The sequence below is a fragment of the Sphingobium sp. BHU LFT2 genome, assembly GCF_018604485.1.
Classification (GTDB): domain Bacteria; phylum Pseudomonadota; class Alphaproteobacteria; order Sphingomonadales; family Sphingomonadaceae; genus Sphingobium; species Sphingobium yanoikuyae_A.
The window spans coordinates 140880-156118 of record NZ_JAFCGW010000005.1; the positions used below are offsets into that span (position 1 = coordinate 140880).

At 60.7% G+C, this 15239-nt stretch carries 19 protein-coding genes; 13 read left to right on the top strand and 6 right to left on the bottom strand.

What is annotated here, in order from left to right; genetic code table 11:
- Positions 1-48: 48 nt before the first annotated feature.
- From JQK15_RS12250 to JQK15_RS12260, 3 genes are all read right to left on the bottom strand, one after another.
- The gene (locus JQK15_RS12250) at positions 49-522 is read right to left on the bottom strand and encodes a Ros/MucR family transcriptional regulator (RefSeq protein ID WP_214865767.1); all 474 of its coding nucleotides are present in this window, start codon (positions 520-522) and stop codon (positions 49-51) included.
- 102 nt (positions 523-624) lie between these two features.
- Entirely contained in the window at positions 625-813 is a 189-nt protein-coding gene (locus JQK15_RS12255) for a DUF6961 family protein (RefSeq protein WP_214865769.1), read from the bottom strand.
- A complete protein-coding gene (locus tag JQK15_RS12260) occupies positions 810-1010 on the bottom strand; it encodes a DUF5818 domain-containing protein (protein ID WP_214865771.1) in 201 nt (66 codons plus the stop codon). The genes JQK15_RS12255 and JQK15_RS12260 overlap by 4 nt, the downstream gene beginning before the upstream one ends.
- A 102-nt stretch (positions 1011-1112) precedes the next feature.
- Here JQK15_RS12260 and JQK15_RS12265 point away from each other — a divergent pair, with 102 nt between their 5' ends.
- Complete coding sequence (locus JQK15_RS12265) at positions 1113-1949, top strand: protein NO VEIN domain-containing protein (protein ID WP_214865773.1); 837 nt, start codon at positions 1113-1115, stop codon at positions 1947-1949.
- 103 nt (positions 1950-2052) lie between these two features.
- Here the strand turns inward: JQK15_RS12265 and JQK15_RS12270 are convergent, their stop codons facing one another.
- Positions 2053-2631 (bottom strand): PIN domain-containing protein, encoded by a 579-nt coding sequence (locus JQK15_RS12270; RefSeq protein ID WP_214865775.1) that lies wholly within the window; start codon positions 2629-2631, stop codon positions 2053-2055.
- Positions 2628-3077: a helix-turn-helix domain-containing protein gene (locus JQK15_RS26870; RefSeq protein ID WP_251007719.1), complete on the bottom strand. Its 450-nt coding sequence runs from the start codon at positions 3075-3077 to the stop codon at positions 2628-2630. The genes JQK15_RS12270 and JQK15_RS26870 overlap by 4 nt, the downstream gene beginning before the upstream one ends.
- Before the next feature lie 483 nt (positions 3078-3560).
- Between JQK15_RS26870 and JQK15_RS12280 the strand changes: the two genes are divergently transcribed.
- The 4 genes from JQK15_RS12280 (at position 3561) to JQK15_RS12295 (ending at position 7889) form a co-directional block, all read left to right on the top strand.
- Positions 3561-5354: a ParB/RepB/Spo0J family partition protein gene (locus JQK15_RS12280; RefSeq protein ID WP_214865777.1), complete on the top strand. Its 1794-nt coding sequence runs from the start codon at positions 3561-3563 to the stop codon at positions 5352-5354.
- A gap of 416 nt (positions 5355-5770) precedes the next feature.
- Positions 5771-6685, top strand: a complete 915-nt coding sequence (locus JQK15_RS12285; RefSeq protein ID WP_214865779.1) for an ArdC family protein — start codon at positions 5771-5773, stop codon at positions 6683-6685.
- A complete protein-coding gene (locus JQK15_RS12290; protein ID WP_214865781.1) occupies positions 6678-6881 on the top strand; it encodes an RNA polymerase sigma factor in 204 nt (67 codons plus the stop codon). The genes JQK15_RS12285 and JQK15_RS12290 overlap by 8 nt, the downstream gene beginning before the upstream one ends.
- Positions 6882-6950: 69 nt before the next feature.
- Positions 6951-7889, top strand: a complete 939-nt coding sequence (locus JQK15_RS12295; protein WP_214865783.1) for a HEPN domain-containing protein — start codon at positions 6951-6953, stop codon at positions 7887-7889.
- Here JQK15_RS12295 and JQK15_RS26875 read toward each other — a convergent pair.
- Positions 7867-8097 (bottom strand): hypothetical protein, encoded by a 231-nt coding sequence (locus JQK15_RS26875; protein WP_251007720.1) that lies wholly within the window; start codon positions 8095-8097, stop codon positions 7867-7869. The genes JQK15_RS12295 and JQK15_RS26875 overlap by 23 nt on opposite strands.
- A gap of 732 nt (positions 8098-8829) precedes the next feature.
- On the opposite strand from JQK15_RS26875, the gene JQK15_RS12305 reads away from it, so the two are divergent.
- From JQK15_RS12305 to JQK15_RS12340, 8 genes are all read left to right on the top strand, one after another.
- Complete coding sequence (locus JQK15_RS12305; protein ID WP_251007721.1) at positions 8830-9192, top strand: CopG family transcriptional regulator; 363 nt, start codon at positions 8830-8832, stop codon at positions 9190-9192.
- Positions 9189-11141, top strand: coding sequence for a type IV secretion system DNA-binding domain-containing protein (locus JQK15_RS12310; RefSeq protein ID WP_214865785.1), 1953 nt, complete (start codon positions 9189-9191; stop codon positions 11139-11141). The genes JQK15_RS12305 and JQK15_RS12310 overlap by 4 nt, the downstream gene beginning before the upstream one ends.
- Before the next feature lie 27 nt (positions 11142-11168).
- A complete protein-coding gene (locus JQK15_RS27435; protein ID WP_214865787.1) occupies positions 11169-11417 on the top strand; it encodes a helix-turn-helix domain-containing protein in 249 nt (82 codons plus the stop codon).
- A gap of 614 nt (positions 11418-12031) precedes the next feature.
- Entirely contained in the window at positions 12032-12403 is a 372-nt protein-coding gene (locus tag JQK15_RS12320) for a hypothetical protein (RefSeq protein ID WP_214865789.1), read from the top strand.
- Between the two features lie 10 nt (positions 12404-12413).
- On the top strand, positions 12414-12770 hold the full coding sequence (locus tag JQK15_RS12325; RefSeq protein ID WP_175310825.1) for a helix-turn-helix domain-containing protein: 357 nt from the start codon (positions 12414-12416) through the stop codon (positions 12768-12770).
- Between the two features lie 79 nt (positions 12771-12849).
- The gene (locus JQK15_RS12330; protein WP_214865791.1) at positions 12850-13782 is read left to right on the top strand and encodes an ImmA/IrrE family metallo-endopeptidase; all 933 of its coding nucleotides are present in this window, start codon (positions 12850-12852) and stop codon (positions 13780-13782) included.
- 17 nt (positions 13783-13799) lie between these two features.
- Positions 13800-14414, top strand: a complete 615-nt coding sequence (locus JQK15_RS12335) for a C1 family peptidase (protein ID WP_285236562.1) — start codon at positions 13800-13802, stop codon at positions 14412-14414.
- Positions 14415-14423: 9 nt separating this feature from the next.
- A complete protein-coding gene (locus JQK15_RS12340; RefSeq protein ID WP_214865795.1) occupies positions 14424-15233 on the top strand; it encodes a thymidylate synthase family protein in 810 nt (269 codons plus the stop codon).
- Positions 15234-15239 lie beyond the last annotated feature (6 nt).

A 15239-nucleotide genomic window follows, 5' to 3' on the forward strand; every position in this document is an offset into this window, starting at 1 on the left:
CGGCATCATGCCGCCCCATGGTGAAAATTCGGTTTCTCCGCGCGTCGTTCAGGCGAGTTCGGGTTCCGCCTTGGCTTTGTGCGTGCGGGCAGCCGGAGCCTTTGCGGCGGGTGCGGCTGCCTTGGGCTTGCGCCCCAGGCCGATCTTGTGGGCCAGTTCCTTGCGCGTGGCCGCATAGCTGGGCGCGACCATGGGGTAGTCGGCGGGGAGGCCCCATTTTGCGCGGTAGTCGGCCGGGGTCATCTGATAATGGGTCATCAGATGGCGCTTGAGCATCTTGAGCTTCTTACCGTCTTCCAGGCAAATGATGTAATCGGGCTTCACCGAGGCGCGGATCGAGACGGCGGGTTCGAGTTTGGGCGTTTCCGGCTCGTCCGAGCTGAGTCCGGTCAAAGCCTGATGCACATTGGCGATCAGCTGCGGCAGATCGCCGACGCTGACGCTGTTATTGGAAACATGCGCCGCGACGATGTCGGCGGTGAGGGTGATGAGCGTATCTTGTGCGACCGGCTGTTCGGACATTTTTGTTGCTCCTGAGTGGAGGGTAGGAAGATCGCCATTAGCTTCAGCGGATGGAGACAGGCGCGAGATAGAGCCCGTCAGGTGTAACATCAAATGACGCAGCTAATTTGATGATCCCGTTCCGCTCAGCTGATTGATGCAATTGGCGATTTTCTTCCACACCGCGACACCGTCGACGTCATCGATGGCGGCCAGCGCAGAAATTCTTTTGTCGGCATAGGCTGTGGCGTGGTCGCCATGGGTGCGGATGAGCATGGATGCCGCGCCCCACGGCACCTGGGTAAGCGTCATTTGGCGATGATCCTGTCGGCCGCGACAATGTCATGGCCCTCACGCGCGCCTTCGACGCGCACATGACGGCCGAGAAGATGGTCCTGCCTGCCGAGCGCCAGTAGACGCCATTGACCGCCATCCGCCATACGCAGGACAAGTTGGCGTCCGTCCTGCATCAGCAGTCCCTCCAATGTGATTGGGCGGTAGCGGGCCATCAGGTTTCTTCGCCTTGAATGTGGATTGAGCCGGGTCGAATTGTCTTGGATAGGCATGGGGTTGGCATTGGACAATGCCGGCTTGCATGATAGCGATCGTGTATGGCGGGAGCGGACAGCAGAGGATCGGACTGGACGGATCGGGAGATCGATCTGATCGTTGCGGATTATTTCGCGATGCTCCAGATGGAGCTGGCCGGGCAGTCCTTTGTGAAGTCCCATCGCAATATCGCGCTTCAGCAGCTCATCAATCGCTCCCATGCCTCGATCGAGTTCAAGCATGGCAATATCAGCGCGGTGCTGGAGCGGCTGGGGTTACCCATCATCAAAGGCTATAAGCCGCGCGAGAATTTTCAGGGTGCATTGATCGAAGGGGTTGGGCGCTATCTTGGTTCGCCGAGCCGGCCACCCTCTCTTGTGACGTTCGATGAAGCTGTCATCGGTGATAGCGCGGGCTTGGCTATCGTTGATCCGCCGATTCTTGTCGTCGGCGAGAAGACCAGCACACAGCCGCTTAAGCGGCTGGTGCGCAAATTCGATCCAGCGGCGCGCGATGCCCGCAATCGATCCTTGGGAATGCGCGGCGAAGAGCGAGCCTTTCATGCCGAGCGACTGCGGCTTTCGGCTGCCGGGCGGGAAGATCTGGCGCGCAAGGTGCGCTGGGTCGCGCAGGAGGATGGCGATGGCGCGGGTTATGATATCCGCTCCTATGGCTTGGATGGCGGCGAGCGGCTGCTGGAGGTCAAGACCACGCTTGGATATGCGCGGACGCCTTTCTACCTTTCGAGCAATGAGCTGGCCTTCTCGCAGGAGCGGCCGGATGCCTTTAGGCTGCTGCGGGTCTATGATTTTGCCCGGTCGGCCAAAGCGTTCGAGTTGGAGCCGCCGTTGACCGATCATGTCGGCTTGCTGCCTACGGCCTATCGGGCGAGTTTCTAAGCGAAGGCGCGGCCTAACGCGACCGACGGTTCCGGCTGACTCGGCGACGGATCGTCTGGCCCCTCTATTGCGGATCGCCATTTTTCGGGCTTGGCCGACCGCATCATAGAAGGTCGATATGCTCCTTCAGCATCGATGCCAGTTTGGGCAGGCCCTTGCGCTGAAGCTCGAAGATGAACTCGCCCGGTGAAAATGGCGGGTTTCGATAGTCTCGCCGCATAGCGCGCAGAGTGGAAAGGGCTTCGCCCGGATAAAGCTCGAAAGTGCTGCTCAGGAAATCATCAGGCGTCACGGCTGTGATGCCGAATGGCGCGAGCGCCTCATCCGGGAAATCCTTGAGATTTTCGGTGACGATATGTTCGGCGCCCGCGCGGATGGCTGTCGCCAGCACATGGCGATCGTTGGGGTCAGGGAGTTCGAGCGCGGGGATGAGGCCTTCCGCGCCGCTGACACAGCTCTCCGGGAAAGCGCGTTCCATCGCGGCGATCTGTGATCGGATGCTGGGCTCCATATCCGGTCGCTTGGCAAGCAGATTGCGTGTCCACTCGTCCATGATGGTCGGCGACCAGCGTGCGCGGAACAGCCCTGCTTCGGCGAAGCGAAGCAGGGTGTCCCTTACCCTGAATGGATAGAGGACATTGGCGTCGAGTATGACGACAAAGCGGTCTGCTATATCACTCAATCGGCGTCAAACTCCTGGCCAAGGCGCTGTAGCTCCGTCAGCGCGGCGCGGCGTTCCTCATCCCGCCTGGCTTTGTAGTCCAGCAGTTCGCTGGCGCGTATCCTGCGGTGAGAGCCGACCTTGTGATGGCCGATCACCCCTTCGTCGAGCAGCTTAACCAAGAAGGGGCGCGATACGTTCAGAAGATCGGCGGCCTCCTTGGTGGTCAGCTCCGCGCCATAGGGAACGAGGGTGATCATCTCGCCGCGTCCGACATGCGTCAGGACGTCAAGCATGAGTTGTCCCAGCGGAGCAGGTAGCTCGAGTTGGAACTGATCGCCATTTTTCTCGACGCTGATCGGTAAACCAGCCGGGGTCAGGGCCTTGGCCAGAAGACGTGCGGCTTCAGAGGCCGCGCGGACCTCGTTTTCCGTAGGCGGCCGCTCGGAAAGCGCTTGCTCGCTCATGTCAGTCTCCAATGGGCTTGGGGTGGATGTTATGCATATAGGGATTTCACTCTATAAACGCAATAAGTGCAATGAGTGAAATAACTGTAAACGGCTTCGTTCCGTCGAGGTGCATATCAAAGACCGGCAACATAGATCTTTAGGGCGTCCCCTCCGGGCCGCGCTCTATGCCGCTGTGCGCCACCGAGCCCGCGCTTTGCTTGTCTCGGCCCTGCCGGGTGACGATCGCTGACGCGCGATCCTGGCGGATCACTGGCGGACATCGCTGGCAAGCGATGGCGTTGGCCGGTCCCGGCCAAGCGGTGTGGGCGTCGCTTCCCTCTAGGCCCGTCGCGGCGGGCGGCAAGCCGGCCGATGGCGCGGCTCCTTCACTCGCGTTCCGGTCCTTCGGATGCAGCCCGCCGCTTTGTCGGGCCTGCCGGTACGCTCTTGCCGCCCACTCCGCTTTTCCGGGGTCCGGTGTGTGCAAGAGGAGTAAGGAAGATGGAACTCAAGCATATCGACATTGCCTGCCTCTCGATTTCGCCTGCGAACATGCGGGGCGTGAAGAAAGCGCCGGACCTGACGAATATCCTGCCGTCGGTTCGGGCGCGGGGAGTGCTGGTGCCGCTGATCGTGCGGCAGAACGGATCGCCCACCACCTATGAAATCGTCGCGGGCAAGCGCCGCTATCATGCCGCGCTGATCGTGGCGCAGGAGGAGGGGAGCGTCGATCCGCTGCCCTGTGCGATCATGGAAGCAGGAGACGATGCGGCGGCGCTGGAAGCCTCGCTCATCGAGAATATCGCCCGGCTCGATCCCGATGAGGTGACGCGCTGGGAGACGTTCACCCGGCTGGTGAAGGAAGGCCGATCGCCAGAGGATATTTCGCTGACCTTCGGTCTTACCGCCCTACAGGTGAAGCGGACGCTGGCCTTGGGCAATCTGCTGCCCCGCATCCGCAATCTCTATCGCGGTGACACGATCGATGCCGTGACCGTGCGGCATCTGACCTTGGCGTCCAAGGCGCGGCAGCGCGAATGGTTGGCGCTGCTGGACGATAAGGATGTTCGTCCGCCGATGGGGCATCATGTGAAGTCATGGCTACTGGGCGGTTCTGCCATTGCGACGGACAAAGCGCTGTTCGATCCGGCTGACTACAAGGGCGGGATCGTGGCTGACTTGTTCGGCGATCACAGCTATTTCGCCGATGCCGACCTCTTCTGGCAGATGCAGGAGGCGGCAGTTGCCGAGAAGGTTGAGACTCTGCGCGATGCCGGTTGGCAGGATGTTGCCGTCATGGCGCGGGGCGAGGCTTTTCATTCATGGGAGCATGAGCGTTGTCCCAAGGCCAAGGGTGGGCGCGTCTATGTGACGATGGGCCATGGCGGCGACGTCAGCTTTCATGAGGGCTATGTGACCCTCAAAGAGGCGCGGAAGCTGGAACAGGGCGGCAGCGTCGAGAAGGCGGTTCGACCCGAACTGTCTGCGCCGCTGGCTACCTATGTCGATCTGCATCGTCATGCCGCCGTCCGGGCCAAGGTCGGGACTGCGCCCGCCATCGCCCTGCGGCTGATGGTCGCCCATGTCATTGCCGGTTCCTCGCTTTGGCGGGTGGACGTTGCCTCGCAGCGTGGCGCGACCGACGCAATCAGCGAGAGCGTCGAGAATTGCATATCGGAAGCCGACTTCGACAGAGAGCGGCGGATTGCCCTCGACCTGCTTGGCCTCGATCCCGAAACGCCGACCGTGACCGGCCATGCCTATGATCGGGAGCTGATCCCGCTCTATCTGAGACTGCTCGATCTTGATGACGCCATGGTACTGGGCATCCTTGCCATTGTCATGGGTGAGACGCTGGAAGCCGGGTCGGCACTGATCGAACTGCTGGGCGTCCAGCTGGATATCGACGTGGCGTCATGCTGGCAGGCGGACGATGCGCTGCTCGATCTTGTCCGTGATCGGGAGGTGATGGGCCACGTCCTTGTCGATGTGGCGGGTAAGGAAGCTGCGGCGGGCAATGACGGGGCGACCGCGAAGGTGCAGCGCCAGATCGTGCGGGACTGCATTGCCGGGAACAACGGTCGGGAGAAGCGGGATACCTGGGTGCCGCGCTGGATGACCTTTCCGCCATCATCCTACACCGAACGGGGCGGGGTCGGCAGCGTCGAGCGGTGGAAGGCGGTGGCTCCGCTGCTTGAACGGCTGGATGGAGAGGAGCCAGAACCGGAAGCAGCAAACGCGCACGAGGAGGGCCTGATCGCCAGTGAGGAGGAACGGGTTCAGCAGGCAGCCTGATCCCAAATCTTGCAGGCGACGGTAATCTGTCGCCTGCCTTTCCGCTCTTGGAGACAGACGCAGCGGTCGTATTTTCGCGCCGGTCGGCTTCGCCGCCCGGCGGGGGTGCTTGCGAGAAGGTTTGGGGAACGCGGTGCGCTGCGAAAGGCAGCGCGAAGGGTCTGGCTTCGGACACCACGCAATGGGCGCAGTGACGTCTGGTCTTGGTCTGATCGGCCTGTCGGCGCGGCGGGGGTGGGCGTCGCTACCCTCTAGTCCCACCGCGGCGAGCCGCAAGTCGGGGCCATCCCCCACTCCTCCACTATCGTTGCGGCCCTTCGGGTGCTGCCCGCCTCGGTCGGTGGGCCTGCCGGTTCGCTCCTGCCGCCCACCCCCGCCACTCCGGCGGCCGGTGCGATGCGGGAAGGAGAAAGGACATGGGATATCAGGACAAGGCCGCGCGCTTGGGAGGAAGCCTCTACAGCGAGGTGACCGACCGGATCGTTGCGCAGATCGAGGAAGGCACCCTCCCATGGGTGCGGCCATGGGATGATGGCAAGGTGGCCTTGGGGCTGCCACGCAATGCGGGGACCGGCAGGCGCTATTCGGGGATCAATGTGCTGATCCTGTGGCACCGGCTGTTCGAGCAGGGCTATGGCTCGCAGCGCTGGCTCACCTACCGGCAGGCGCAGGCACTGGGCGGCAATGTCCGCAAAGGGGAGCAGGGCACGACCGTCTGTTACGCGGATCGGTTCACGCCCAAAGAGGACAACACTGTCCCGACCGGGCCGGATGGCGAGCCACGCCAGATTGCTTTCCTCAAGCGCTTTACCGTCTTCAACCTCGACCAGTGCGAAGGGCTGGAGGATGCGGCATCTTTGCCGGTCACGACATGGAACAAGGCCCTTATCATCCCACGCGCAAATGCGCTGATCGGCGCGACCGGCGCTGATATCCGGATCGGCGGCGGGGAAGCCTATTATGCCCCGCAGGACGATTACATTCGCGTGCCCCGGCCCGAACATTTCCACGAGCCTATCAACTGGTTTCGCACCGTCCTGCATGAGCTGGGGCACTGGACCGGGCATGCTTCCCGTCTCGACCGTCTTCCCTCTACCGGCTTTGGCAGCCCCGCCTATGCGCGCGAAGAACTGATTGCCGAAATGGCCAGCGCCTTCCTTTGCGCGGAACTCGGCATCGTGCCGACCGTCCGTCACGCCGACTATCTGGGCGCATGGCTGTCCGTTCTGCGCGAGGACAGCAAGGCGATCTTCCGCGCCGCCAGTCAGGCCAGCAAGGCTGCCGATTATCTGCTCGCATATCTTGGTGAGGGGGGAGAAGATCATGACTGACCATGATCCCGAACAGCTGGCCAAGACGGCAGCGGCGCTGCAAAAACTTTCTCCCGAGGCGCTTCAGGTGTTTCTCTGCAACCGGGTGGAGGGGATGACCTATGCCGAGATCGCCCGACAGGAGGGCATGACGCTCGAGCAGGTGCAGCAGCATATGCTCGAGGCCATCCGGACCATCGTCCGAGAGATGCGATAGACGCTAAATCGCCTTGCCGGCTTTCAGGGCTTGGCAAGGCGATGATTTGCCGCGATTCTGCGCGGCATCATGAGAGAGCTGGACGACCCTGCCGTAAATTTGCCCGCTGCCAAGCGGCGGGAGCTGGCGCATGTCGTCGAGATCATCCGCGAGGGCTTCGCGCGTGCCATCAAGCACCGCACCCAGCCGCGTTTCCGCAATGGCCATATCCTCAAGATCATCCTGTTCGGCAGCTATGCGCGCGGCGACTGGGTCGAGGATCCGGTTGGGCGCTATTTCTCCGACTATGACATCTTGGTGGTGGTCGATCATGAGGACCTCACCGACATTACGGAATTCTGGGCGAAGACCGAGGACCGGCTGCTGGAGGAGCTGACCGAGGGCAAGGCGCTGCGCACCCAGGTCAGTCTCGTCTATCACAGTCTGGACGATGTGAATGAGAAGCTGCGGCTCGGGCGCTACTTCTTCATGGACATCCTCAGGGACGGCATCCTCCTCCATGAGGAACCCGGCCATCCGTTCGTCGAACCGAAACAGCTATCGTCAGATGAGGCGTTGCGGGAGACGCGGGACTATTTTGAGGAATGGTTCGAAAGCGCCGAACAGTTCAACGTTCATGCTGACGACGCAACGAGACGAGGGTGGCTGAGCAAGGCGGCGTTCGAATTGCACCAAGCCACGGAGCGCCTCTATCACTGCATCTTTCTGGTGCGTACCCTTTATTCCCCCAAGACCCATAATCTGAACCGATTGCGGGCGCTGACCGAGCAGCTGGAACCCCGGCTCCGTTCGGTCTGGCCAACCGAAAGCAAGTTCGAGAAGCGCGCCTATAATCTGTTGCGGGAGGCCTATATCAAGGCGCGCTATTCCCGGGAATATGTCATCAGCGCGGACGAACTGGGCTGGCTCGCCGAACGGGTCGCGATGTTGCAGACGCTGGTTCGCGAGCTCTGCACCGCCCGGATTGCGGAACTAGAAACCGCGCTCAGCCCATCACATAGGTCTTGAGCGCCCGCAGATCGCGGGTGATCCATTTGGCGTCGCGCGCGAAATCCTCGTCGGTCATGCCAGGCTGATGAGACAGTGTCAGCATGACCTCCGCGCCCTCGCCATTGGCGATAACGCGCAGTGGAACATGGACCTCCTGCCCGTCCCCTGTCCCGACGAAATGGTCCATCACCCCATGGTCATTATGGGGCGTGAAGCGGATCGTCATCGGGCCTTCGGGACCATCGGCAAGCCATCCGGTCCCGCCCCGGCGAAGATCGGACTCAGTGAGGCGCGACGCCCCATTTGGGGAATATCTCCGGTTGCCAGATCGCCTCATAAAGCTGCTGCCAGTTGCGATCGATCGATATGCTGTAGGTGCGCGCGGGAAGCATGATGCTATCTCCTCTGTGGGACGGGCGCTTTAGCGCCTGGGTCGAACTCTGTCATCCGCAGCAGGCTGACCCCTCGCGGTAGATTCCGACCGATTCGCCGGGTGAGGCTGCTCAACATTGCATTGTCGGACAGGGCCGCCCTTCGGTCGATTTTTGCGGGCGCATTCGCAAAGCTCATGCGAAGCAGCGACGCACGCCCTTCTGGCGTTTTGTAATGCACCGTACGCACGGGTGCTGCGAGAATTTATCGTTCAATAACAGCGCCTTGTGTCGAAAATACGAGATGGGCCGAAATTTATCCTCTGCATACCTGTATTGCGCTGGTCGAGCGCATTGCAGACAAGATGCTGAATAGATGAGAGATTTATTTGAATACATGTAATCCGCAGTCCGAATACATGTATTTTTCTGACCTACAGAGCCAGCGCGACTGCGATCGTCAACTGTGTCGAAAACGTCACTGCACAGTTACGATTTTTCTCTAGGTCGCGATCTATTCAATTATCCTGTTTTCTTACATCCGCCTGGTGCTATCATCGTCCACGGCGGGCAGACCATATCCGATTTTGAAGGAATATGGTGTGGCCATAATAACTATCCGCCTCGATGAGGCATTGCACCGCCGCGTCAAACTTCGCGCGGCCAATGCGCAACTTTCGATCTCCGAATTTCTTCGTCCAGTCATTGAGGATGTTGCCTTTCCGGGAGGGCGATACGCCTATACCGGGCAGGACGAATTGCTCAGCGTCTCGATCCAGACCTTCGCCATTCTCGCCGCGCTCGCGTCGGAAACCTCCCCTCAGGTGGTCGAACGCGGCATGGCCGATGCCCGCCATCTTTTGCGCGAGCGCGGCCTGCTCGACCCTCACAAGGATGCCTTGAGCGAGGTCGGTAAAGTCACCCGTGATGATGTGGGAGATGGTCGATGAGCATCTTTCGCAATGATACGCTGGGATCCTGGACAAGGGGCGGTCAGGCGATCGTTCACAATGTCCGCATGACCACGCAGGTCTTCTTCCAGACCATGATGGCGGGGATGGCCATCTGGGTTCTGGGGACCGGCTGGTATGTGTTCGAGAAGCTCGGCAGCTATGAGCGGTTCGTGTTGCTCAAGATCGCCGAGGCATCGATCCGTAGCAATGTGCCGGGCGACGCGCCCCTCCTGTTCAGGACACCGGCAGGCAGAAGCTATTGGACCAGCGGTGACGCGCTCATGGGATCGGGGGTGGCCCGCAAGGCGCTTGGCGCGCTTGAGCACCATGCCGTCTGGGGGGCCGTGCTAGCGGGTGGGTTCACCCTTATCATGCTGCTGGTCGCCTGGTTCATCTTCACCCGAACGGGTCGGGGTCTGGGCTCCAACGAATATCTGCGCGGGGCGCGGCTGGCGAGCCGGTCAGACCTTCGGCGGCTGCTGTTCTGGCAGCGCAAGGGACCGCTGCGCATCGGCAAGGTGAAGATTCCCGCCGCGTTCGAAGCGGAGCATATATTGGTGAGCGGCGCGCCGGGTACGGGCAAAACCAACGTCCTAAACCGCATGTTGAGCGGCATCCGGGCGGAGGGCAAGCGGGCGATCGTCTATGATACCGCCGGCACCTTCGTCGAGCGCTTCTATCGGCCCGGCAAGGACATCATTCTCAATCCGCTCGATGAGAGATCGCACGCATGGACGCCCTGGGCCGATGTCCCGCGTGACTATCATTATGACCAGATGGCCGAGTCCACGATCCCCGATCAGGGCAAGGATCCCTTCTGGGCGCGCGCCGCGCGCGGCACGATGGTCGCGGTCATGCGCAAGCTGGTGACGCAAAAGCGGATGCTGGTGTCTGCCATGCTCGACATCCTCGTGCGCTCCGACCTGAAGGCGCTCGCTGCCTTTGTCGCGGGCACCAACGGCGCGGCCTTCGTGTCGGTCGAGGGGGAGCGGACGTCGGCGGGCATTCAGGCGGAACTGGCCTCGATGCTGCGCAGCTTCGCTTATCTTGATGACACCGAAAAGGGGCTGTCGATCCGCGACTGGGTGACAGACGAGGAGGATGACAGCTGGCTGTTCATCACCGTGAAGACAGACCAGCTGCCGACCTTGCGACCCCTTATCACCGTCTGGCTTGATATCGCCATCTCCGCGATCATGAGCATGGAGCCGGATCGCAAGCGGCGTCTCTATTGCGTGATCGACGAGCTGCCCTCGCTCCATAAACTGCCATCCTTGGGCGACTTTCTTGCCCGTGCCCGCAAATATGGCGGCTGCGGCATATTAGGGTTCCAGAGCTATCCGCAGCTCGAAGCCACCTATGGTGCGCAGGAGGCGGCGGCCATCACCGGTTACTGCTCCACCTGGGTTGCGCTGCGGGCCAATGATCGCGGCACGGCGCGGCTGATCTCTGAAAATCTGGGTCAGGTCGAGCAGATCGAGGCCAATGAGGGCATGTCCTATGGCGTCAATGACATGCGCGACGGGGTCAACCTGTCCCGGGTGCAGGTGACCCGGCCGCTGGTCATGCCGACCGAAGTCATGAACCTGCCCAACCTTACCGGCTATCTCCGGTTCGGACGCGATCTGCCGGTCATCCGCTTCAGGGATCGCTATCTCAAGGGGGAGATCGTCGCGACGGCATTTGTTGAACGCTGCACCCAGGCGGCCAGGCTTGATGGGAAGCAGGAAGATGAAGCTAACCCGGACGTCGGCGACGTCGATAAGTCAGACGCTGTCGAAACAGGTGATCCGCTCAAAGTTGCGGGAGGCACGCCACATCCTTCTGACAGGGCACCAGATGGCGATCGAGACCATCACCCGCGTGCGGCTCTGCCGCTAATCGGGATCAGCATCAACTCGGTCAGCAGGCCCGGCGGTCCCAGCAGGCCGGCCAACCCTGCCTGACATCTCCCAGCATCAAGGAATAGCATCATGGTACATGTGATCAGGACGCGGCGAGGACTGCCGCGCGATACCAAGGACGAAACTCAAACTGTTGCCAACAGCCAGCCCGAACCGCTGACGGTGCGGATACCCGCTGCCATCAGAATGACGGGCATCGGGCGATCGAAACTCTACGAACTGATCCAGTCGGGCGACGTCGAGATCGTGAAGATCGGATCGGCTACCCTCATACCCGTCGAAAGCCTGCGTCAGTTGATCAATCGATACAGGCGTTAGCCGGACGATCCGAGGTTAACCCACGCTGCAGCGGCGATGCGGCTCGTATCTTCGCCCGTGGTCGGATTTTGACCACCTTGGGATCGCGTTGAAGGTCTGATTTATGACAAGGTCTGGGACTTTCTGCTCGGTCAGCTCTGGAGCAGCACACGCTTGATGGCGGACATTCAGTGGGCGAACCGCCATGACCGCTTTGCGCCCTCACATCGGTCGTAGCTCGCCGCTCAGCTCGATCCTAAAACCGCACGTTCGTTCATCTCTCGATGATACCGATGGTTGGGCAGTCCGTCTCCGCATTGGAGTGGGGCGGCGCCTTCAACCGCGCTGTCCTTCACGGTTCAACGGTCGCTTTTCGCACGTTTTCGGTCGTTAAGCCGACGGTTGTCTGTCTCAAACCCGCTGCCGGTCCCAATGCCGGAAACCAGTTGGGGGGGGGCGCAGTGACACACTGGCCTACAAGCGACAGCACCAAAATGCACGCCGCGTTTGCCAGGGAGATGCGTGAAGCATCGATTCTGCATCCCATCTCCTATGGAACACAGTCACCATATCCTGATGTTGACATTTCGCGCAGATGGGCCATAATTTGTTGGAAATTCGAACATGAGGCAATCATGGCGGCTACCAAAGAAGAGCTCAAAGCGATCTTCGCCTCGAAGGCGAAGGAACTCGTGTCTGAGTTGGAAGCATGGTTCGAGGAAGAAACGGAATCAATCGACGGCTCGATTGCTGCGGCGGCGCCCTCGGGTAGCGGAGGTTCGATCATGGGGACCTGTCCGGCCATCGATTCCAAGCGAGTTGTGGACGCCACTGTTATCACCAAGAAGGTGCTCGACATCGAATTGCCGCCTGAAATCATCCAGCCTGGGGGCTATGCTAGCTGCGATGAGATGATTGCCGATCTGGTGCCGAAACTCGAGCGGGTCTTTATCGGCGACATTAAAGTGAAAAAAGCGAAGCCGGTCAAAGCATTAGAGCCGGCGTGAAGGGTCTGCAATGAGTGATGAATCCGACAAGTGGCGTGCAATCGGAGAGCGTTTGCGCCAAGCCCGCGAATATCTGGAGCTGAAGCAGGAGGAAGCTGCTGACGCGATCGGTATCTCTCGGTCGGCACTCTCGTTGGTTGAGAATGGCCGCCGAAAAGTCGATGCGGTCGAGTTGGGGCGGTTTGCTCAGGTTTACGGGCAATCTATCGAAGCGCTGACCGGCTCTGCCGAGACACCACCGCTTCCGGAGAGTGTTCAGGCCTTGGCGCGCGCGGCGACCGAGTTATCGTCGGACGATCGCGCGGAACTGCTTCGTTTCGCGGAATTCCTCCAGATGCGTGGGCCTCGGGGAGAAGATCGTGGCTAGGTCGGCGGCAGCGTCAGTCCGTCTCGACGCTGTTGCGGCGGCCAAGCGAGTTCATCGCGAACTCGATCTTAAGGAGCGCGTGACCGAGGCTGGCGGTCTCATCGATATCTTCGAAGTGATCGGAGATCTCGGCATCCCGTTGGTATTTAAGCCGCTGAACTCCGCTTTGGGACTATGCCTGCCTGCCCCTTTGCGCGGCATCATGGTAACGACCCGCCGCGGATTGCATATCCAGCGTTTCACAGCCGCCCATGAGTTGGGCCACGTCATTTTGGAACATGCTGGCAGCGTTGATCGGGTGATCCTAGAGCGAGCGCCGCAGCCCGAAGACGATGGCCGCGATCTTCAAGAGGTGGCGGCGGACGCGTTCGCCGCTGAAATGATGCTGCCGAGGTGGTTGTATCGGCACCATATTCGCGCTCAAGGTTGGACAGTAGCTTCCCACCTCCATGATCCAGATGTCGTCTATCAACTCGCTCTGCGGATGGGCACAAGCTATGAAGCCGCCTGCTGGGGGCTCTTGAGCCACCAGATCCTGAACTATGCCGACGTCACCCGTCTGCGAAATGCCCAGGTAGCCAAGCTAAAGCATCGCCTCGGCGAGGAGCATCGGCCGGAAAGTAGCTGGTCCAATGTTTGGCGGCTGACGCAACGGGACAACGGCGCGCGGCTGGTTGGCAACCCCGATGACCTACTGCGTATTGAGCTCGACGAAGCGGCAGGCAGCGGCCACCAGTGGCAGATCGAAGCCCTTCGCGAGGCAGGGTATTCTGTTCTTTCCGATCAATCAGACTTCTCCCGTGAACCACTGCATTATGGTGCGTCGTCGCGTCGAACCGTGATCGTCAGGCCACCCGAGAGCGGGATTGGCGACGTTACGATGCACGAGTCTCAGCCTTGGGCAGGGGCATTGCCGGATGACGCCACCTTTTCGATCGAGCTCGCGCTGGAAGGTCCAGAGGCGGGCGGAATGTCGCGTGCTGCCCGTCGCCGGTTTGGAGGGCAGTCTTGATCACTGCATCAATAGACTTGCGTTCCTTGTTGTTGCCCGTCCGTCAGCAAGGGCGGCGGCAGTCGTGCCTCGCATTTGCAAGCTCGGCTGCCCATGAGCATGGCGCGAACACCGGCGAGCATCTGTCGGTCGAATACCTGTTCTTCCATGCGGTAGCACGGACGCCGGGCCAGAACCCTGATGCTGGCACAACTATGGCAGCAACGGCCCAGGCGCTAGCTCAGGAGGGACAACCGGTCGAGCCAGCTTGGCCTTACTCGCCGATCCAGGCTCTCCCCTGGATGCCGCCCTCCTTCTCCAACCCGCTGTTCAAAACGACGATGGTGCCTGGCAAGCCGACGTTTGCCGATCTGGCAGCGACGCTAGACAACGAGGTGCCGGTGATCCTGGGGCTGGTGATAACTGACGCATTCTTTCGGCCCGACGCGCTGGGGATCGTTCCCGATGTAATGCTGGACACCGAGCGTGGCGGGCATGCAGTTCTAGCTGTCGGCCATGGTCTCGATCCCGCCGGTCAGGAAGCCGTACTTATTCGCAACAGTTGGGGCCCCGGCTGGGGGCTTGATGGCTATGCATGGCTTTCACGGTCTTACGTTGACCGCCAACTCCACGAGACCGCCAGCCTGATCTAGGAAAGCTCCATGGAATTGATCAAAGGTGAAACTTCTCCCGCAGTCTGGCTCGCGGCTGCGGAGCATTTGAATGGCCTGAAGAAGTCCGAAGATTTCGACGTGATACTCCATATCGCGCAGCCGACCGTGCTTTCGATAGAGGACCGTCGGGTGCATGACGAGGTCGACCGGTTCCTCCGGTCGCATGGTGCTTTTGGAATTCACACCGTGGCTGAGACGATTTTCCCTTTTGACGAGTATCAGAGGGCAGGAAAGGCCGGCCTATTCGGGCCTTTCCCGGAGAAGCTGAAAGCAATCCAGAAAGCCCGAAGCGACGGGAATTGGGGATCCTATGCCTATCGGATCCTGCGCCAGCGCGATGCGAAGGGAAATATCTTCAACCCACTCGAAGACATGCTTATCAAGATCAAAAAGCACGGAAAATACCGGGCATCGTTTGAGCTTGGCTCGGGTAGCCCCATGGAAGACGAGATCCAAATCTACGATCCGGCAACTGATCGTGGCCGTCTCTACGGGGGCCCGTGCCTCAGCCATCTCAGCATCAAGGTTCACGATGGGCAGGTTCGATTCAACGCCACCTACCGGTCACACTATTATGTGCGTCGGCTTCTCGGGAATCTTGTCGGATTGGGGCGGCTGCAGTTCTTCTTGGCCCATGAGGCCGGCTTGAAGGTTGGCCCCCTGACCGTCAACTCGACCTTCGCTCGCCTCGATACCGGGTCTGGTGAAGGGTCTGGCGGCCATTGGACGAAAGCAGAAGCGAAAGCTTTGATCGGCCGCTGCCGCGCAATCTACAACGAATCGGCCTTGGCGGCCTAACGAGGA